Source organism: Vibrio gazogenes (assembly GCF_002196515.1).
GTDB lineage: Bacteria > Pseudomonadota > Gammaproteobacteria > Enterobacterales > Vibrionaceae > Vibrio > Vibrio gazogenes_A.
In genome coordinates this window covers 1211595-1228336 of the sequence record NZ_CP018836.1, presented here as the reverse complement: position 1 = coordinate 1228336, position 16742 = coordinate 1211595, and the positions used below count along the sequence as shown (strand labels likewise).

14 protein-coding genes are annotated in these 16742 nt (G+C 48.0%); 11 read left to right on the top strand and 3 right to left on the bottom strand.

Annotated elements, in window-relative coordinates; genetic code table 11:
* Nucleotides 1–37 precede the first annotated feature (37 nt).
* The 7 genes from BSQ33_RS21050 (at nt 38) to BSQ33_RS21020 (ending at nt 7676) form a co-directional block, all read left to right on the top strand.
* Complete coding sequence (locus tag BSQ33_RS21050; RefSeq protein WP_088135233.1) at nt 38–997, top strand: AAA family ATPase; 960 nt, start codon at nt 38–40, stop codon at nt 995–997.
* A gap of 39 nt (nt 998–1036) precedes the next feature.
* A complete protein-coding gene (locus BSQ33_RS21045) occupies nt 1037–1978 on the top strand; it encodes a DUF58 domain-containing protein (RefSeq protein WP_027694420.1) in 942 nt (313 codons plus the stop codon).
* The gene (locus tag BSQ33_RS21040; protein WP_021021845.1) at nt 1979–2455 is read left to right on the top strand and encodes a DUF4381 domain-containing protein; all 477 of its coding nucleotides are present in this window, start codon (nt 1979–1981) and stop codon (nt 2453–2455) included.
* A 3-nt stretch (nt 2456–2458) separates the two neighbouring features.
* On the top strand, nt 2459–3427 hold the full coding sequence (locus BSQ33_RS21035) for a vWA domain-containing protein (protein WP_021021844.1): 969 nt from the start codon (nt 2459–2461) through the stop codon (nt 3425–3427).
* On the top strand, nt 3420–5288 hold the full coding sequence (locus BSQ33_RS21030) for a VWA domain-containing protein (protein WP_088135232.1): 1869 nt from the start codon (nt 3420–3422) through the stop codon (nt 5286–5288). The genes BSQ33_RS21035 and BSQ33_RS21030 overlap by 8 nt, the downstream gene beginning before the upstream one ends.
* Nucleotides 5282–6931, top strand: a complete 1650-nt coding sequence (locus BSQ33_RS21025) for a BatD family protein (protein WP_088135231.1) — start codon at nt 5282–5284, stop codon at nt 6929–6931. The genes BSQ33_RS21030 and BSQ33_RS21025 overlap by 7 nt, the downstream gene beginning before the upstream one ends.
* A 286-nt stretch (nt 6932–7217) precedes the next feature.
* Nucleotides 7218–7676, top strand: coding sequence for a L,D-transpeptidase family protein (locus BSQ33_RS21020; protein ID WP_420070649.1), 459 nt, complete (start codon nt 7218–7220; stop codon nt 7674–7676).
* Nucleotides 7677–7882: 206 nt separating this feature from the next.
* Here the strand turns inward: BSQ33_RS21020 and BSQ33_RS21015 are convergent, their stop codons facing one another.
* The 3 genes from BSQ33_RS21015 to BSQ33_RS21005 all read right to left on the bottom strand — a co-directional run bounded on the left by BSQ33_RS21015 (nt 7883) and on the right by BSQ33_RS21005 (nt 13306).
* The gene (locus BSQ33_RS21015) at nt 7883–10987 is read right to left on the bottom strand and encodes a beta-galactosidase (protein ID WP_088135229.1); all 3105 of its coding nucleotides are present in this window, start codon (nt 10985–10987) and stop codon (nt 7883–7885) included.
* A gap of 94 nt (nt 10988–11081) precedes the next feature.
* Nucleotides 11082–12467: a melibiose:sodium transporter MelB gene (gene melB / locus BSQ33_RS21010; protein WP_021021391.1), complete on the bottom strand. Its 1386-nt coding sequence runs from the start codon at nt 12465–12467 to the stop codon at nt 11082–11084.
* A 362-nt stretch (nt 12468–12829) separates the two neighbouring features.
* Complete coding sequence (locus BSQ33_RS21005; RefSeq protein WP_021021390.1) at nt 12830–13306, bottom strand: Lrp/AsnC family transcriptional regulator; 477 nt, start codon at nt 13304–13306, stop codon at nt 12830–12832.
* Between the two features lie 194 nt (nt 13307–13500).
* Here BSQ33_RS21005 and BSQ33_RS21000 point away from each other — a divergent pair, with 194 nt between their 5' ends.
* The 4 genes from BSQ33_RS21000 to BSQ33_RS20985 are packed head-to-tail and all read left to right on the top strand — an operon-like array spanning nt 13501 to nt 16737.
* Nucleotides 13501–13845 (top strand): Dabb family protein, encoded by a 345-nt coding sequence (locus BSQ33_RS21000; RefSeq protein WP_027694348.1) that lies wholly within the window; start codon nt 13501–13503, stop codon nt 13843–13845.
* Between the two features lie 28 nt (nt 13846–13873).
* A complete protein-coding gene (locus BSQ33_RS20995) occupies nt 13874–14296 on the top strand; it encodes a DUF2000 domain-containing protein (RefSeq protein ID WP_021021389.1) in 423 nt (140 codons plus the stop codon).
* Nucleotides 14297–14353: 57 nt separating this feature from the next.
* Entirely contained in the window at nt 14354–15763 is a 1410-nt protein-coding gene (locus BSQ33_RS20990) for a phenylacetate--CoA ligase family protein (protein WP_088135228.1), read from the top strand.
* Nucleotides 15760–16737, top strand: a complete 978-nt coding sequence (locus BSQ33_RS20985; protein WP_198298210.1) for a branched-chain amino acid transaminase — start codon at nt 15760–15762, stop codon at nt 16735–16737. The genes BSQ33_RS20990 and BSQ33_RS20985 overlap by 4 nt, the downstream gene beginning before the upstream one ends.
* The last annotated feature ends 5 nt before the right edge of the window (nt 16738–16742 follow it).

Genomic DNA, 16742 nt, shown 5'->3' with positions numbered 1-16742 from the left:
TGTTTTATCAATCCCAAAAATTGGAGCAATACGGGTCATGCAATCAGCAACCGCTTTTCAACAGTTACAACACTACTTAAACAGTCAGGTTATTGGTCAGGAAGCACTGGTGAGACAGGTGTTGGTCGCTTTGCTGGCCGATGGACATATTTTGGTTGAAGGCCCGCCGGGACTGGCGAAAACAAGAGCAATCAAATCACTGGCCAACAGCATCGAAGGGTCTTTTCATCGGGTTCAGTTCACACCGGATCTATTGCCGGCCGATTTAACCGGAACCGATATCTTTCGCCCGGAAACGGGGGAATTCCAGTTCCAGCCCGGCCCTGTATTTCATTCACTGCTGTTAGCCGATGAAATTAACCGTGCACCGGCCAAGGTGCAAGCCGCCATGCTCGAAGCAATGGCCGAACGACAAGTGACGGCAGGCCGGAAAACTTATGCACTCCCCAAACTTTTTTTGGTGATGGCCACTCAAAACCCGATAGAACAAGAAGGCACCTATCCGCTGCCGGAAGCGCAACTGGACCGTTTCTTACTCCACCTCCATGTTGATTATCCCGATGCAGAGAGTGAGCTATCGATTCTGCGTCTCAACCGTGGTGAAGCACAAGGCGTTAAACCGCAACAGCCGAATAAGCTGTCTCAGGAAGATATTTTCAGTGCCCGGCAAGCCGTGCTGGACATTCATATGGCAGAAAGCATCGAGCAATATATCGTCCGTCTGGTGATGGCAACACGACAGCCAGAAAAATATGACGACAAACTCAAACAGTGGCTTGAAATGGGCGTCAGCCCCCGGGCAACCATCGCTCTGGATCGCTGTGCCCGGGCAAGTGCCTGGCTTGCGGGACGCGACTTCGTCAGCCCTGAAGATGTTCAAAGCATGGCGTTTCCTGTGCTGCGTCACCGTCTGCTGCTGAGCTATCAGGCGCAAGCCGAAGGCATTCATCCGAATCAGATTATCAACCATATTTTGTCTCTGGTTGGCAGTGCCTGATGACACCAAGACATCATGATTCAGCAGAAACGATGAGGGATGAGGATGGAACTGCCAGCTAATAGTAATGGCGTCACTTTATGCTTAGAAGAGTTGCTGGTGTATAAACAGCACTGCGCGGCTTGGCTGCCACCGGCGAAAAGCCTGTGGTCAACCATGTCAGGACAATATCAGAGTCGTCGCTTGGGCCGCGGGATGGATTTTTCTGAAGTGCGCCGTTATCAGCCCGGTGACGATATCCGTACCATTGACTGGCGGGTCACAGCCCGGACCGGGAAAACACACACCAAGCTTTTCAGTGAAGAGCGAGAAAAACCAGTGATTCTTTATATTGATTTAAGTGCAACGATGCATATGGGATCCCGTTTGCTCCTGAAGTCGGTTCAAGCGGCACATATGGCAGCGTTACTGGCATGGATGTCTCTTGCCCAGAAAGATCGCTGCGGGGCCTTAATTGATTTGGGATATCGCCTGATCGATATAAAACCCAAAAGTCACCAACCCGGTGTATTGGCACTCCTGCAAACCATCATTGACAGTCACAAAGAACAGTTACAGTTCAATCAGACGCCAATCAACGATGCCGGAGCAGCCGTTCCTTCAATGTCAGAGAGCCTGACTGCCTTGAATCGCTTGTCACCCAAAGGAAGTGACGTGATTATGATCAGTGACTACACCCGTTATAACGATGACCTCAAACCGCAATTTAATCAGCTCCGTCGCCACAATCAGGTTCGGATGATCCATATTTATGACCCACTTGAGCAGGGGGATACTGATTTTCGGGGCATTGAATTTGTCGCTGACCAACAACAAAGCCGGTGGCTCAATTTTTCAGCAAAGCAGACTCGGGCAGGAATCAGAAAAGCCTTTGAATCTCAGAAAGATAGGCTAGAATTACTCTGTCGGTCTTTAGGAATTTCCTATACTCGACTTTCGAGTGATTCACCTTTGCTGAAACAACTATCCGGAAGTTATTAAATGGCACAATCGATCTCAGATTTACTTGACCTTCAGCCCCTGCACCTACCGGACGCCCCTTCGTGGTGGCCGCTGGCCTGGGGTTGGCTAAGCCTCATCGGATGCGTGATTGTGATCGTACTGCTGATCACTTGGCTCATAATTTGGAAACGCAAACGAGTTGCCCCCAAAAAAGTAGCATTACGATTACTGCAACCCTCACATGGTTATGTCACTCCGTCCGATGCAATGGAGTTGGTCAGACAAGCATGTCTGAGTTACTTCCCTCGTCAGGAAATTGCCCATTTAACCGGACATGACTGGTATGCCTTTCTAGATGAGCAAATCAGTAAACCGCTGTTTATTCCCAATGAATCCCAGTGGCAAAAGGTGCTGTATCAAAAATCAAAATCTGAACCATCCCAGCAACATCTGATTGATGACTGCCTGACTTGGGTACAGGAAGCCTTGCCGCCAAAGAGAAGAAGAAGGAGATAATCTTTGGCACATATTGAATTCATTTGGTGGTGGATGCTATTCCTCTTACCGCTACCTTTGTTGGTGACTAAATTACTGCCACCGCATCGACAACCGGCTGCGATCCAACTCACTTATCTCCCGACAGAAGGTAGCCTGACCAAGCCCAGTCACTGGTTTAGCCAATTGATGGCTGGTGCAATTTGGGTCGCGCTGGTCGTTGCCTGTGCCCGTCCGGCTTGGTTTGGAGACCCGGTCACCGTTCAACCGAAGCATCGCGACCTGATGCTGGTCGTCGATTTATCTTATTCGATGAGCCAGAAAGATATGAAAAGCGGGGATGACTTTATTGATCGCCTCACCGCGGTGAAACAAGTTCTCGACCAATTTATTGAAAAGCGGCAGGGTGATCGGCTGGGATTGGTACTCTTCGCCGATCACGCCTATCTGCAAACGCCACTGACTTTTGACCGGGAAACAGTCCGCAGACAGTTAAATCAGACGGTTTTGAAACTCATCGGTACGGAAACGGCGATTGGTGAAGGTATTGGACTCGCGACAAAAACCTTCATTGACGGACAGGCACCGCAACGAGTGATGATTTTACTCAGTGACGGCACCAATACCGCAGGGGTTCTGGATCCCATTCAGGCTGCCCAAATTGCGAAAAAATATCATGCAGTCATCTATACCGTCGGGGTTGGTGCCGGAGAGATGGTCGTGAAAGATTTTGTGTTTACCCGTAAGGTCAATACCGCCCGTGACTTAGACGAGAAGACTCTCAAACAGATTGCTCACATTACCGGTGGAAAATATTTCCGCGCCCGGAACAGCCAGGATTTGGCAAATATCTATGACACCATTAACCAGCTGGAGCCTGTTCAACAAGCCAGTCAGACTTGGCGTCCTCAAAGCGAATGGTTCATTTATCCGCTGGCGCTGGCCTTAATTCTTTCATTTATTCTGGTGATCGTCAGGAGAAATCATGTCTGATTTTGTATTTCTCAATCCGATCTGGTTGATCGGACTCCTTCCTGTGGCACTACTGCTCGCATGGCTGACCTTGCGCAAAAAACAGCAATCCTTGATTGCACCGCATATTGCTCAGGCACTTGGTCTGTATCATGAAGCAACGTCTACGTACAAACTACTTCTGCTGGCGCTGTGTTGGACAATAGCAATCGTGGCCCTTTCCGGCCCGAGCTTCGAACGTCAGCTCCGCCCGACCTACAGCAACACCGCAGCCCGGGTACTCGTGATGGATATGTCCCGCTCGATGTATGCCACCGATAATCAACCCAGCCGGCTCATACAAGCACGCTATAAAGCCGTTGACTTGCTGAAACGCTGGAAAGAAGGCGTCACCGGATTGGTCGCCTATGCGGGAGATGCCTACACCATTAGTCCCATGACAACCGATACCGCGACGATTCTTAATCTGCTCCCCAATCTGTCTCCCGAGATCATGCCGTATCAAGGTGCGGATGCCGCCCGTGGTGTCAAACAAGCAATTCAAATGATGAAAGACGCCGGACTCCATCAGGGGGCCATCATTTTAATCACCGACGAATTAGACGCCAATGAGCGCCAAGAGATCGCCGATTTGCTGTCCGGTACTCGCTGGCAACTGGCAATTTTAGGCATGGGTTCACGTTCTGGTGCACCGATACCAACTGAGAATGGTGCGTTGCTTAAAACAGCACAAGGACAGACCGTCATTGCCAAAGCCAACTTCAATGAGATGAAATCATTGGCACAATCAGTACACGGCACTTTTATTTCGGTTCAGCTTAATAATCAGGATGTCGATACACTGGTTGATGCAACGCAAACCAATACCGCCGAACATCAAGCCTCTGGCAAACAACAAGTGACAAATCGGATTAATCAGGGTTACTGGCTCATTCCGCTGTTGCTGATTCCGGCCCTGATGATGTTCCGTAAGGGATTGATTTTTGGATGTCTTGCCGTGGTGATTTCAACCGGAACAGTCCCCCGGGCACAAGCATCACCGTGGCTGAATCACAATCAGGAAGCCAAACGCCTCTTCGATACACAGGATTACCAACACGCCGCCCAGCAGTTTTCTGATCCGGACTGGAAAGCCGCGGCCTATTACCGTGCCAAAGATTATCAGCAAGCGATTGAAACATTATCATCAATCCAGTCTCCGACACCGCGTCAGCAGTATAATTTGGCCAATGCATACGCCAAGCATGGTGATTTACAAAAGGCGATCGATCTGTATCAGCAGGTTCTGGCGCAGGATCCTGACAATCAGGATGCACGTCATAACCTTGATGTTGTAAAAAAAGCACAGCAACAGCAACAGCAACAGCAACAGCAACAGCAACAGCAACAGCAACAGCAACAGCAACAAAAAAATAGCAACGCTGCGGCGCAAGACCAGTCTTCATCACAACAACAGAATCAGTCGCAGCAGAAACAGTCGCAAAAAGGACAGTCACAAACCGGCAAGTCACAACAAGATCAGGCCCAGCGTCATCAGTCGCAGCAAAAGAGCCAAAGCCAAAGCCAAAGCCAAAGCCAAAGCCAAAGCCAAAGCAAGCCATCAGAACACCATCGCGCCCAGCGTCAACGCCAAGATGCACAATCCAAAGACGAGCAAGCGCAAAACAATGCGACAGCCAAACAATTTCAGCAACAAAAGGCAGCAAACCATCAACCGGATCAGGCATCACCATCCCAAGCACAGCAGCGCCCCTCTGATCCTGAGTTCCGTAAATTGGAACAGGTTGAAAATGCCAGAGATCCCAGCCGTCTGCTGCGAGCAGAACTGATGCTTCAGGCTGAGCAGAAAGAACCACCAGAGGACAATCACAAATCATGGTAAACAGACCCCGGCACTCGCTTCAACGTATATTCTGGATCCTGTTCATCGGCCTGATAGTCAGCCTGAGCACTCAGGCGGCTACCTATGCGACTGTCAGTAAGAATAAAGTGACCCTGAATGAATTATTTCAGCTTCAGATCATCACCGATCAAAAAGCCTCCGGCGACGATGTGAACTTTGAAAAACTCACCCCCGAGTTTTTCGTCAATCGCCCCAGTTTTGGCACATCCACCAATATCATCAACGGTCAGCGCAGCGTCCGAAGTGAGTGGGATGTTTCGATTGCAGCAACGCGTACCGGGGTTGTGACCATCCCCAGCTTTGAAGTCAATGGTGAAAAAACCCAGCCGATCGCCATTCAGGTTGTCCAGGATTCAACATTACCGAACGACGATGATCTGATAGAAATTCATTCAACCCTCGATAAAAAAACACTCTACCCGGATGAAAGCACGCTATTACACGTCAAAATGATGGTGAAGGTTAACCCTCGTCGCCTTCAGGATACCAAGATCACCCCGCCGTCCGTGGATGGTATGCATTTAGAAGCCGCCAGTGACTCAGAACAACACCGCGAGATTGTGAATGGTTTATCAGTCACCGTGGTGCAACAGACATTCAGAGTGACGGCCCAAAAGCCCGGCCGTTTCACCGTCACCGAGCCCCAGTTTCGGAGTACCTTACTCTATAGTGGCATGAATGGCGAGACCAAAGTGCTGACACTCAGTACGACTGCCAAGCAATTCCCGATTCAGGTCATGGCAAAACCGAAAAGCTATCAAGGCGTCTGGCTCCCGACCTCCAGTTTATCCCTCACGCAGCAATGGACCGACAGCCAGGGCAAACCGATCACCGGTAGCCGTGCCGCCCTCAAAGTCGGCGATTCAATTACCCGGACACTTGAACTAAAAATCAAAGGCGTGAGTCAGGATAAAATCCCCGACCTGCAAATCAACTATCCGGACAGCGTGCGCGTCTATCAGGAAAAACCGCAATATAAAACACTGGATAACGATGAGACGGTGATGACACTGAAACAAGTGCTCATCCCCAATCAATCCGGCCAGATCAAGTTACCGGGAGTCTCGCTCAACTGGTGGAACACGCAGAAACGACGCCAACGGCGGGCAATACTCACGGGCTTGACACTCAATGTCGCCAAAGGTACGCCAGTCGATACCGTGGTTTCGCTGCCACAATCAGCAACAAAAGCATCGGTTGCGCCTCAGGAGATTAAGGTCAAAGATCCCGGCATCTGGCCATATCTCACAGCCCTTTTTGCTGTTCTGTGGATTGTAACCTCTGGCTGTTGGCTCTATCGGATTTGGCAGACCAAACGCTCAAAGCCGGTTGAAACACCAGATCTGCCAACCGAAGCCGGGCATCTATCGCTGAAAGAGGCGTTAAAACAACAAGATGGCATTCGAATTCAGCATCTGGTGCAAGTCCAAATCGCTGAGCTGGGACTGTCTGCGGAAGAGAGAGAAGCCATCGATAATGAAGTAAGTCAACTTCAGGCTTCGATCTATTCATCTCGACAAGAAGCCTATGATCCCAAACCATTGCTACGCTTGTTAGCCGAAGCAGAAAAACGGCACAAAAAAATCAGTAAAAAGCAGAAAAAGACCTTACCGAAACTTTAAATCCACCGGTTCAATGATAAGGCATCTCCGCTCCGGCATAACACGGGCATTGCGGAGATGCCCTCGTCAACGTCCCCCTGACACCGATTCGTCACAACCTGTGACCAGCAACGATCAATGACGTGGTGTGGCTTCCGCCAAATCGCTTTCCGGTGTATAACTGGCCTATATCATTTGTCTGTGTCATTGAGTTTTGTCTTATTGGGTTCAGGCAATGACTTCACCTCACGATCAATAAGGAACCCAGAGCCCCATGCGAACGAAATTTTCCACGCTTGTACTGATAATGTTCATCGCATCTCTGAGTTTTTCCGTTGCTGCGCAAGTTGACCGTGTCACTGTCGATAAATCCAAACGGCGTATCTACCTGCTTGAGCAAGGACTGACGATCAGAACGTATCGCATCGCCCTCGGAAAATTTCCGCAAGGCCCGAAACATCAGGAAGGTGATCAACGGACACCGGAAGGTGACTACGTGCTTGATGCCATCAATCTCAATTCCAATTTCTATAAAGCATTCCACATCAGCTATCCGGCTGCCAAAGACATTGCCTATGCGAGACAATACGGTTTGAACCCCGGAGGCGACATTCACATTCATGGTTTGAAGAATGGCTATCAACGTCATCCGGAGTTTATTCAAAGTTTTGACTGGACCAATGGTTGTATTGCCTTAACCAATGAAGAGATGGATGAATTTATCCGCTTGGTGCCGGTTGGCACCCCCATTCATATTGCATGGTAATAACGGCATAAAGTAGAGACGGAATGCACAGCGTGGTTGATTAATTGCGCTCCGGTTGTATGAACGACGGATTTTATGAACGGAGGGTGTTATGAACGGAGGGTGGTATGAATAATGGTCTGAAGGGTGCATGAATATCCGACATGGTTTCACCGACTTCCCGAACGCACTTGTGTCGTTCAGGAAGTCGATGTACGAGCCAGTCATTACCGCGCAGAGGTCAATACCACATGGTAATGATAGTGCGGTGCGTCCAACAGGAATTCAGGATGAACACTCGGGGTCCACGAATCATCGCCTCCAATTCCCATATGGAAACCATCCACATGCAGGTAAACCACCTCATCAGCCACCAGCTCATGCGTGTGCTTGGCGGTTTCAAGCATCGCTTGTGAGTAACGGCTCACACTGAAGTGAAATTCACCTTGCACCGAAATTCCCCCCAGAGAGAGTCTTCGGGTGTCACAGCGCAGACCATTATCCGTCGGGAAAATATAAGGGGTATGCATCTCACGAATCGTCGCATCGTAACATCCGATCCGCGCGGACAGACAACGGTCAGGATAGTTTTCGTGCGGGCCTCGGCCAAACCATGTCACACGCTCAGTCAAAGGTAACGCACAAGAGAATCCGACCCGTGGCAACGACGGTAACGCCGCACATGGATACACATCGACCTCAATATGCATTTCTCCGTGCTGATTCACCGTGTAACACCATTGCGTTCGCAAGAGCTGTCCGGTTGTCGCTGTCTGCTCGGTTATCACCGTCTCGGCTACCGCAGTATAGTCAAACTGCGTCTTGATCGTGACAGCATGCTCACCGGTTTCTACGCTCATCGCGACGCACCGCCCGACCAAGCGGTCAAGACCGGCCTGTTTCCAGCGCGCCATCCAACTATTCGGGTCAGGCCTGTCAACTTCACTGGTTCCGATATCATTATCGAGCGGCGCACGATAGAAATGATCTTTCAGCGGCGCGGCTAATCGCTGCTCGCCCTGTTGCTCCCAATGCGTCAGATAACCGCTGCCACGATGGAAAGTCCACTGTTGGTCTGCAACAGCAACGATCACCTGCTCATCGGATTCAGAGACGCGAATATCTGCCAAAGGGGTTGTTGGTTCAGTGTGTCGTTTGGAATATGCGGCCTTCAGCTCAAACTGCGACTGTGCGACCGAATGCCGGGCCGGTGCCCAGAATGTCTGCTCAGCGAGCAACACATCAACATTCAGATGATACGTTTTCCCTGACTGACACAGACCGTGATCAAATGGGAGTTCAATGGTCTGCTCGGATTCAGGTGCCATGACAACCGCATGCTCTCCTGTCGAAATAGCGATGCCGTCTTCAAGTACCGTCCAGCAACAAATCAGTGCTTCTTCAGCAAACAAATGTTCACTGGTCAACGTCAACTGATGCTGACCATCAAACTGAATCGCGTAGAACTGCTGCGCGCGCTTCGCTTCCAATAATGCCGGATGAACCGTGCGATCAGGCCAGATCAAACCATTAATACAAAACTGTCGATCATTGATTTCATCTCCGAAATCACCGCCATACGCCCAGTAGTGCTGGCCGTGCTCATCCCACTTGGAGAGTCCCTGATCAACCCAGTCCCAGATAAACCCACCCTGTAGCCGTGGATACTGACGAAATGCCTGCCAGTACTTGGCAAAACTCCCGAGACTGTTCCCCATCGCATGTGCATATTCACACAAGATTAATGGGCGCTGTTCTCCGGGGCGGCCGATCCAATCTTTAATCGCATATTTTGGATTCGTGCCCCCCTGATGCTGATCAACCCGGGCATACATCGGACAGATGATATCCGTTGCCGCTGTATCGGCACCACCCCCTTCATACTGAATCGGACGCGACGGATCACGCTGTTTAGTCCACTGGTACATGGCATGATGATTCAGACCGATACCGGATTCATTCCCCAGCGACCAGATGATCACCGACGGATGATTTTTATCCCGTTCCACCAAGCCAATCATGCGCTGCATGTAAGCATGATTCCACTGCGGATCCTCAGACAAACGGCACATCGGAAACTGACCATGCGTCTCGATATTGGCCTCATCGACCACATACAAGCCATACTGGTCACAGAGTTCATACCAACGCGGATGATTCGGGTAGTGTGATGTACGCACTGCGTTAAAGTTGTGCTGCTTCATCAACAGAATATCTTTGATCATCGTCGCTTCATCGACATAATGACCCGTTTCCGGATGGTGTTCATGACGATTCACGCCTCGGATCAACAAGGCTTTACCATTCACTTTAAGCAAACCATCTTCAATGGCCACCGTGCGGAACCCTATCGAAAACGCTTCACATTCGATCACCTGTGCCTGCGCATCCAGTAATACCACCACACAACGGTATAAATAAGGCGTTTGTTCATTCCAGTGACGGGGACGCGATATGGTTAAGTGATGCTCGACCTGATCCGCCCAGCCGCCCTTCTCATCAACAGCATACTGATTGGTCGCGCAACAGGTTTCCCCTTGCATCGCCACAGGTTGGCCTGCGGCATCAAACAACCGAACCTCGACATGGTGAGCCGTCGTTTGCTGACTCAGCTTCGTCGTTACATGCAGCGCTCCATCCTGATAGAGGGCATCCAGTTCGGGGCGTAAAAAGACATCGTTTATTGCAACTGCCGGTTTGTGATACAGGTACACATCGCGAAAAATACCGCTCAGCCACCACATGTCCTGATCTTCCAGATAAGAGCCGTCAGACCAGCGCATCACCATCACAACCAGACGATTGTGACCGGTGTGGATATCATCCGTTAAATCAAATTCTGCCGGCAAACGGCTGTCTTGCGCATAACCAACCCATCGTCCGTTACACCATAAATGAAATGCCGAGTTCACCCCTTCAAATAGAATCCGGGTCTGCTCTCCGGCGACGGGTGCCACTGAAAAATCACAGGCATAACACCCCGTCGGATTTTGCTCGGGAACCTCTGGCGCCCGATCAGGAAATGGATATTTCACATTGGTGTAGATCGGATGATCAAACCCTTGCATCTGCCAGTTACCGGGAACAGCAATCTGTTTCCATGCCGATAAATCCTCTGCCGGATCAATGACCGATGCCTCAACCATTTCTGGCGCAGAATAGAACTTGAATGCCCATTGTCCATTCAAATAATGACGATTTGTTATCCCCTGACGGGCATCTTCAACGTCGCGATAGCTGTGTAGCGGGACGTGAGCTGACAACGTATGCATCCGGACAGCGCTCGGATTCTGCCAATCTCGACTCGCGATAATATCTTGAAAAGTTCGCATGAACACCTCGTTATAAGTAAGGCAGGATGGGAATCGCCATCCTGCCTGTCTTTTTCCTTATCAATGCAATTATTTTTTGATCCAGCGGCGCTGATTATGCCGTTGTTTCTTTGGCCGTATTTAAAGAATAGGTTTCGAAATCTTCAGGCCGGAAACCTTCATGCAGTCGATAGTAACGTCGATAAACCAACGCACTCACGAGCATGAGTAACACCGGAATACCAATCATTAATGCCTGTAATCCGAGAATTGTCCCTTCTGATTGTTGAACATTCGGCACATATCCGACAGCCGAAAGACCAACCCCGACAATAAACGCACCGGCAGCACTGGCAAATTTAACCAACATGGTTTGGACCGAGAAAATCACACTTTCGCTGCGTCGGCCGGTAATATGCTCACCATAATCGACCACATCAGCCAGCATTACGGTTTGCAGGCCATTGGTGATCCCGACACCAAATTTGATTGCCGCACCGGACAGGCCAATTAAGAACACATTCCCGGGAGCAAGCACGCCCATCACCACCAACAACAAGCATGACAGGATCGGGAACATACAGGCGATAACCCACAGATGTTTACGCGGCAGTAATGCTGCCAGCCGCGGAAAGAGAAAAATTCCGGCAACTTCAGCAGCACCGGCAACCATCATATAAACCGGGAACAGTTCTTTATCGCCCACGGCATAGGTAAAGTAATAAATCGCAAATCCACCAACCAACATATTGCCAATCTGAAACGCCAACACGGTTGCGATTAATACTTTCAACTGATCGTTACCACCAATAATGCCAATTGCATCTTTAAAACCGAACTTCTCGACCGTCTGTCCGGCAGCAACGACTTTTTCTTTGACATTCTTAAACGTAATCAGCGCGCTGACGATAAACAAAACAGCAATCAAGATGGAGAGTTCAAAAAATCCTTGTCCCTGATCGTCACCGCCGAGCTTTGCCACGATCCACAGTCCATAACTACCGATCACGAACCAAGCAAAACTGGCAAACAGGCGCGGCCAGACCACCAACTTTTCCCGTTCCCGGCGCGAGCTGGAAATCGCTGGGATCATCGACCAGAACGGAATGTCCATCACGGTATAGGTCAAGCCCCATAAAATATAAATCACCGCGGCATAAACGTAAGCAGCGGTGCCTTCAAACATATGCGAACAAAACAATGCAACCAGCACAAACGCATTGATCGCTGAACCAATCAGAATCCAGGGCCGAAATTTGCCGAAACGGGTACGCGTGTTGTCTACCACAATCCCCATCATTGGATCGGTGATCGCATCAATCACCCGGGCAGCAAGAAAAACCATCCCGACATACGCGGCAGAGAGCTCAACAACATCAGTGAAATAGAACATCAGAAATATATAGATAGGCGCACAGGCAAAATCTTTACCTAATGCCCCCAGACCGTAGGATAATTTGGTTTTCAGCTCAATATGAGTCTCGTTCTGTTTTTGATTCATAGGGACGTTTTATCATTATTTTGTTGAACATGCTGCGTACTATATTGAGCGAATTGTAAGAAAACTGTGATCGTGACATTATTTGATGAAAACGTTTCCACAGATATGCAACAATCGGAAAGAGATCACATTATCTCGCTGGAGCAGCCAAGAAAAGTGGATAAAATTGAGTCAAAGGCAGGTCGGATAAATACGAATCAATCCTTGATATATCATAGAATTAAGTCAGACAGGGGGAGATAGACATCACGAACTGACCTATCTCCCTCGGGTAATTGCGATATAGATGCTCATCACCAAAAAACGCTGGGAATTCACCCCTGAATGTAAACGATATCATCAAGGTTCTGAAATTGTCTTTGCTACGTCCCGGATGCCGTTTCGACAGGCAAAGAAGCAAAGGGTTTGATCTCCTTTAAAACAAACATACTCTGCATCTCTTTAATACCCGGCAAACGCCGAATCACTGACATCGCAAATTCCGCATAAGAATCGAGATCATGAGAGACAACCTGAATCAAGAAGTCAGCGTCCCCACCAATACTGTAACAGGCCACGACATTCTCAAGTGCCGTCACTTCTTGCTCAAATTTACGCGCTTCGGCTTCACTGTGGCTATCAATAGTCACCCGCACGAAAACCATCACTCCCATGCCTATTTTTTTCCGATCCAAAACCGCGCGGTATCCTTGGATGATTTGATCTTCTTCCAACTTACGGACTTTGCGCCAGCAGGGTGACGATGACATGCCGATTTGGTCTGCCAGCTCCTGATTGGTCATCCGTGCATCTTGTTGTAACAAGGTTAAAATTTGAATATCTGTCTTTGTCAGTGCCACTAAGGTCAAATCCTTTCACTTTTTTGCCATTTATCGGGCAATTTTGCCCTACAACCATTTCTCCTAACGTGATATAGGTAACAAATTTCTATCATTGTGATGCATAATAAATAACAACAACAACGTCAAAACATAATTAACAACGTCAAAATTACAGTTCACTAAGGACAATCATTCATCAAGGATGGAATTCAATGATTCTACATGTTGTGCTATTTACTTTTAAAAAGAACTGGAGTTGGTCTTCCACAAATGCAATCGAGGCAGAACAAGCAACACGTAATCACCCACGTCATATTGAAGAAATAAAGGGATGGGTATGTGGCCGAAATATATCCCGCCGAAAAATTGCAGCTGACTTTATCGTGATTGGCATATTCAATAACACCGATGATTTAGAAAAATATATTGAACATCCAAATCATAGAGAAGGTGTTGAAAAATGGAAAGCAATCGCTGAATGGAATATTGTCGATATTGATTTATCTACCGACTTTTCTCTCGCCACTGGATATCTGGATTTATTATCCACCTTGTAAATACGATTTAAAAATAAGTGAGGAATTCATGGAATTTGATGCAAGCAAGCACAAATGTACCATTATTGTTGATCAAGATTTACATCCGGGGTTAGCAATTAATGCAGCAAGTGTGATTGGAATCAGCTTTGGTAAAACAGTCAATAATCTTGTCGGCCCTGACATGCAAAGCATGGATAATGTGAATTACCCGGGTGTCATATACTCGCCACTCCCGGTGCTACTCTCGACAGGAGAGCATATACAAAACCTGCTCGCCATCGCTGAACAGGATGAACAGATTTACACGATGCCTTTTAGTGCATTGGCTCAGTCATGTAAAACATATGATGAATATGGTGAAAGAATATCATCAGTCACTAGTCAACATATTGAATTAGTTGCCATTGGTATGATTGGTCCGAAAAAAACCATTAATAAACTAACGGGTAACTTACCATTATTTAAATAACCAGACATTTAATAATTATCCAGTTACACATATAGAGAATTGATTAAGGAAGATCTCATGTATGCGATTTTTAAAGATGACTTGGTAAAACAAGCAAAGGATATTTTTCAACAACATAAACAATTTGAAAATGGCGAATATTCTCACCAGCAAGTCACTCATCATCAAGAAAATAAACTTAGAGAAGTTCTAAAATATGTTATTGATGGTTCTGGTTTTTATAAGGAACACTTATCAGGTATCACAGCATCAGATATCGATAAATTTTCTCTTTCTACATTAAGCACATTACCATTTACCACCAAGAATGATCTCCGTGAAAATAGAGACTGCCTTGCCTCGGCCGCACTCGATAAAAGCTGGATATACTACGAAACAACGGGGACAACCGGAGCTCCGACACCATGCCCCCGGAGTGAAATTGATTCAATTTATAATAATACGCCACTGATTCTCCGCTATGGGCAAATTTTTCAACAGCATGGTGATAAACATATTGTTGGTGTCATGGGCCCGACCGAGCTGCACTCGACAGGCGATACATTTGAAGATGTATTCCGTAGTTTAGGCCATAGTGTGGTCAAAATGTGGCCTCGCTCTCCGGTTGTCGGCATGAACCGTGCAATGGCACTCATCAATGAGCTAAAAATCACGGCACTCGTGTGTACACCCGCAGTGGCGATCAATCTCGCCCGATACCTTAAGCAAAACCATGTGTCTCCGGCAGAAAGTAGTGTGCGGGTCATTCTGACATTAGGCGAATTAACTACGCCAGCTTTGCTGCGTAATATCGGCGAAACATGGGGAGCACAAGTATACAATTGCATGTATGCCTCTCAGGAATCTTCTATTCTGGCCGTCTGTGACAGTGACCAGTCACTCTACACCGTCCCAATGAATAACTACTATGAGTTAATCGACCCGGTCAGTGGTGAAGTTATTCCTACTTCCGCAACGGAAACCAGCGGTGAATTGGTTATTACTCACTTATATCAGGGACAGAAACCGCTGATTCGCTACCGTACCGGTGATATGGTCAGAGCAACACTCATGCCCGATGGTCGGCTGAAAATTGTGCCGATAGGCCGCGTCCGGGACACACTGACGTTAGGGGGCTGCAACTACTGTGCGTGGGATATTGAAGCGGCGCTGTTAGAAAAACTGACGGGCTGTTTGGACTATGCCATTCAGATTGATGAAAAACATGGTATCGACCACTTAAATATTATTGTCGAGTTAATCGAAGACGTCCCGCAACAAGCCGTAATGCTCGCGCAAACCAAAGCGTATATGGCAGACCAAATCCGCCACGTTGAAATCGATATTCAGATTGGTGAAACCACCAATATTACCAGTACATCAGCCATGGTCAGCTGGAAAGCCGCCAGACTACATGATTTAAGAGCGCAAGGCGATAACGCGGATCGCGATGCAGCCATTGCGCTGTTAGGGCGAGGATTTCAATGATGACAAGTACCATGACTGAAATAAATCCTCAGCAACATCACACAAGTGTTCACCACCCTTTTATCTATCTCGACGGTGAATATCGACCCGCAGTGGAGGCATCGATTCCAATTACCACGCAGGCATTTAATTATGGGACAGGCGTTTTTGAAGGGATCCGGGCTTATCTCACTGAGGATAAGCACACGTTGAATGTTTTCCAATTAGATGCACATATTGAACGGTTCATCAATTCGTCGAAGCTGCTGTTGATTGATCACTTACCGTCTCATCAGGAAATGAAAGCAATTATTCTTGAATTGCTGAGAAAAAATCAGGCAAGTACGGATTGTTATATCCGCCCAATTGCTTTTAAAAAGAGTCTTCTTCCCGGGCAGGGATTTGGGGTCAAACTTTCCGGAGTCAGTTCAGGACTTGCGATTAATAGTTTAAACATGCCTTCGGTATCAACCCAGAAAAGTCTTCGTTGCACAATTTCAAACTGGAGAAGGGTTGCCGACAATTCGATTCCGGCACGGGCAAAAATAACAGGGAGCTATATCAACTCAGCACTCGCCATGGAGTCGGCGTATCGCGCGGGATATGATGATGCCATCATGCTCAATGTTCACGGCAACATTGCAGAAGCAACCACATCGAATGTTTTCTTAGTCAAGAAAAATAAACTCATCACACCAGCAACTAATTCTCACATTCTCGAAGGGATCACAAGAAGCACGGTGATGACCTTAGCGACGGAAGAGTTAGGTCTTGAAGTTGAAGAGCGAGATATTTCACCATCCGAAATCTTTGCTGCAAATGAGTGTTTTCTGACTGGGACCGGGATGGAAGTCTCCCCCATCGTGCAAATTGATCACTGTGATTTCAATAGTGCTGAACCACACAGTATTACCGCAGAAATTCAACGTTTGTATGTCAAGTCGGTTCGAGGGCAACTGAGTCAGTTTCAACACTGGTTAACGAATGTGAATTGATACTT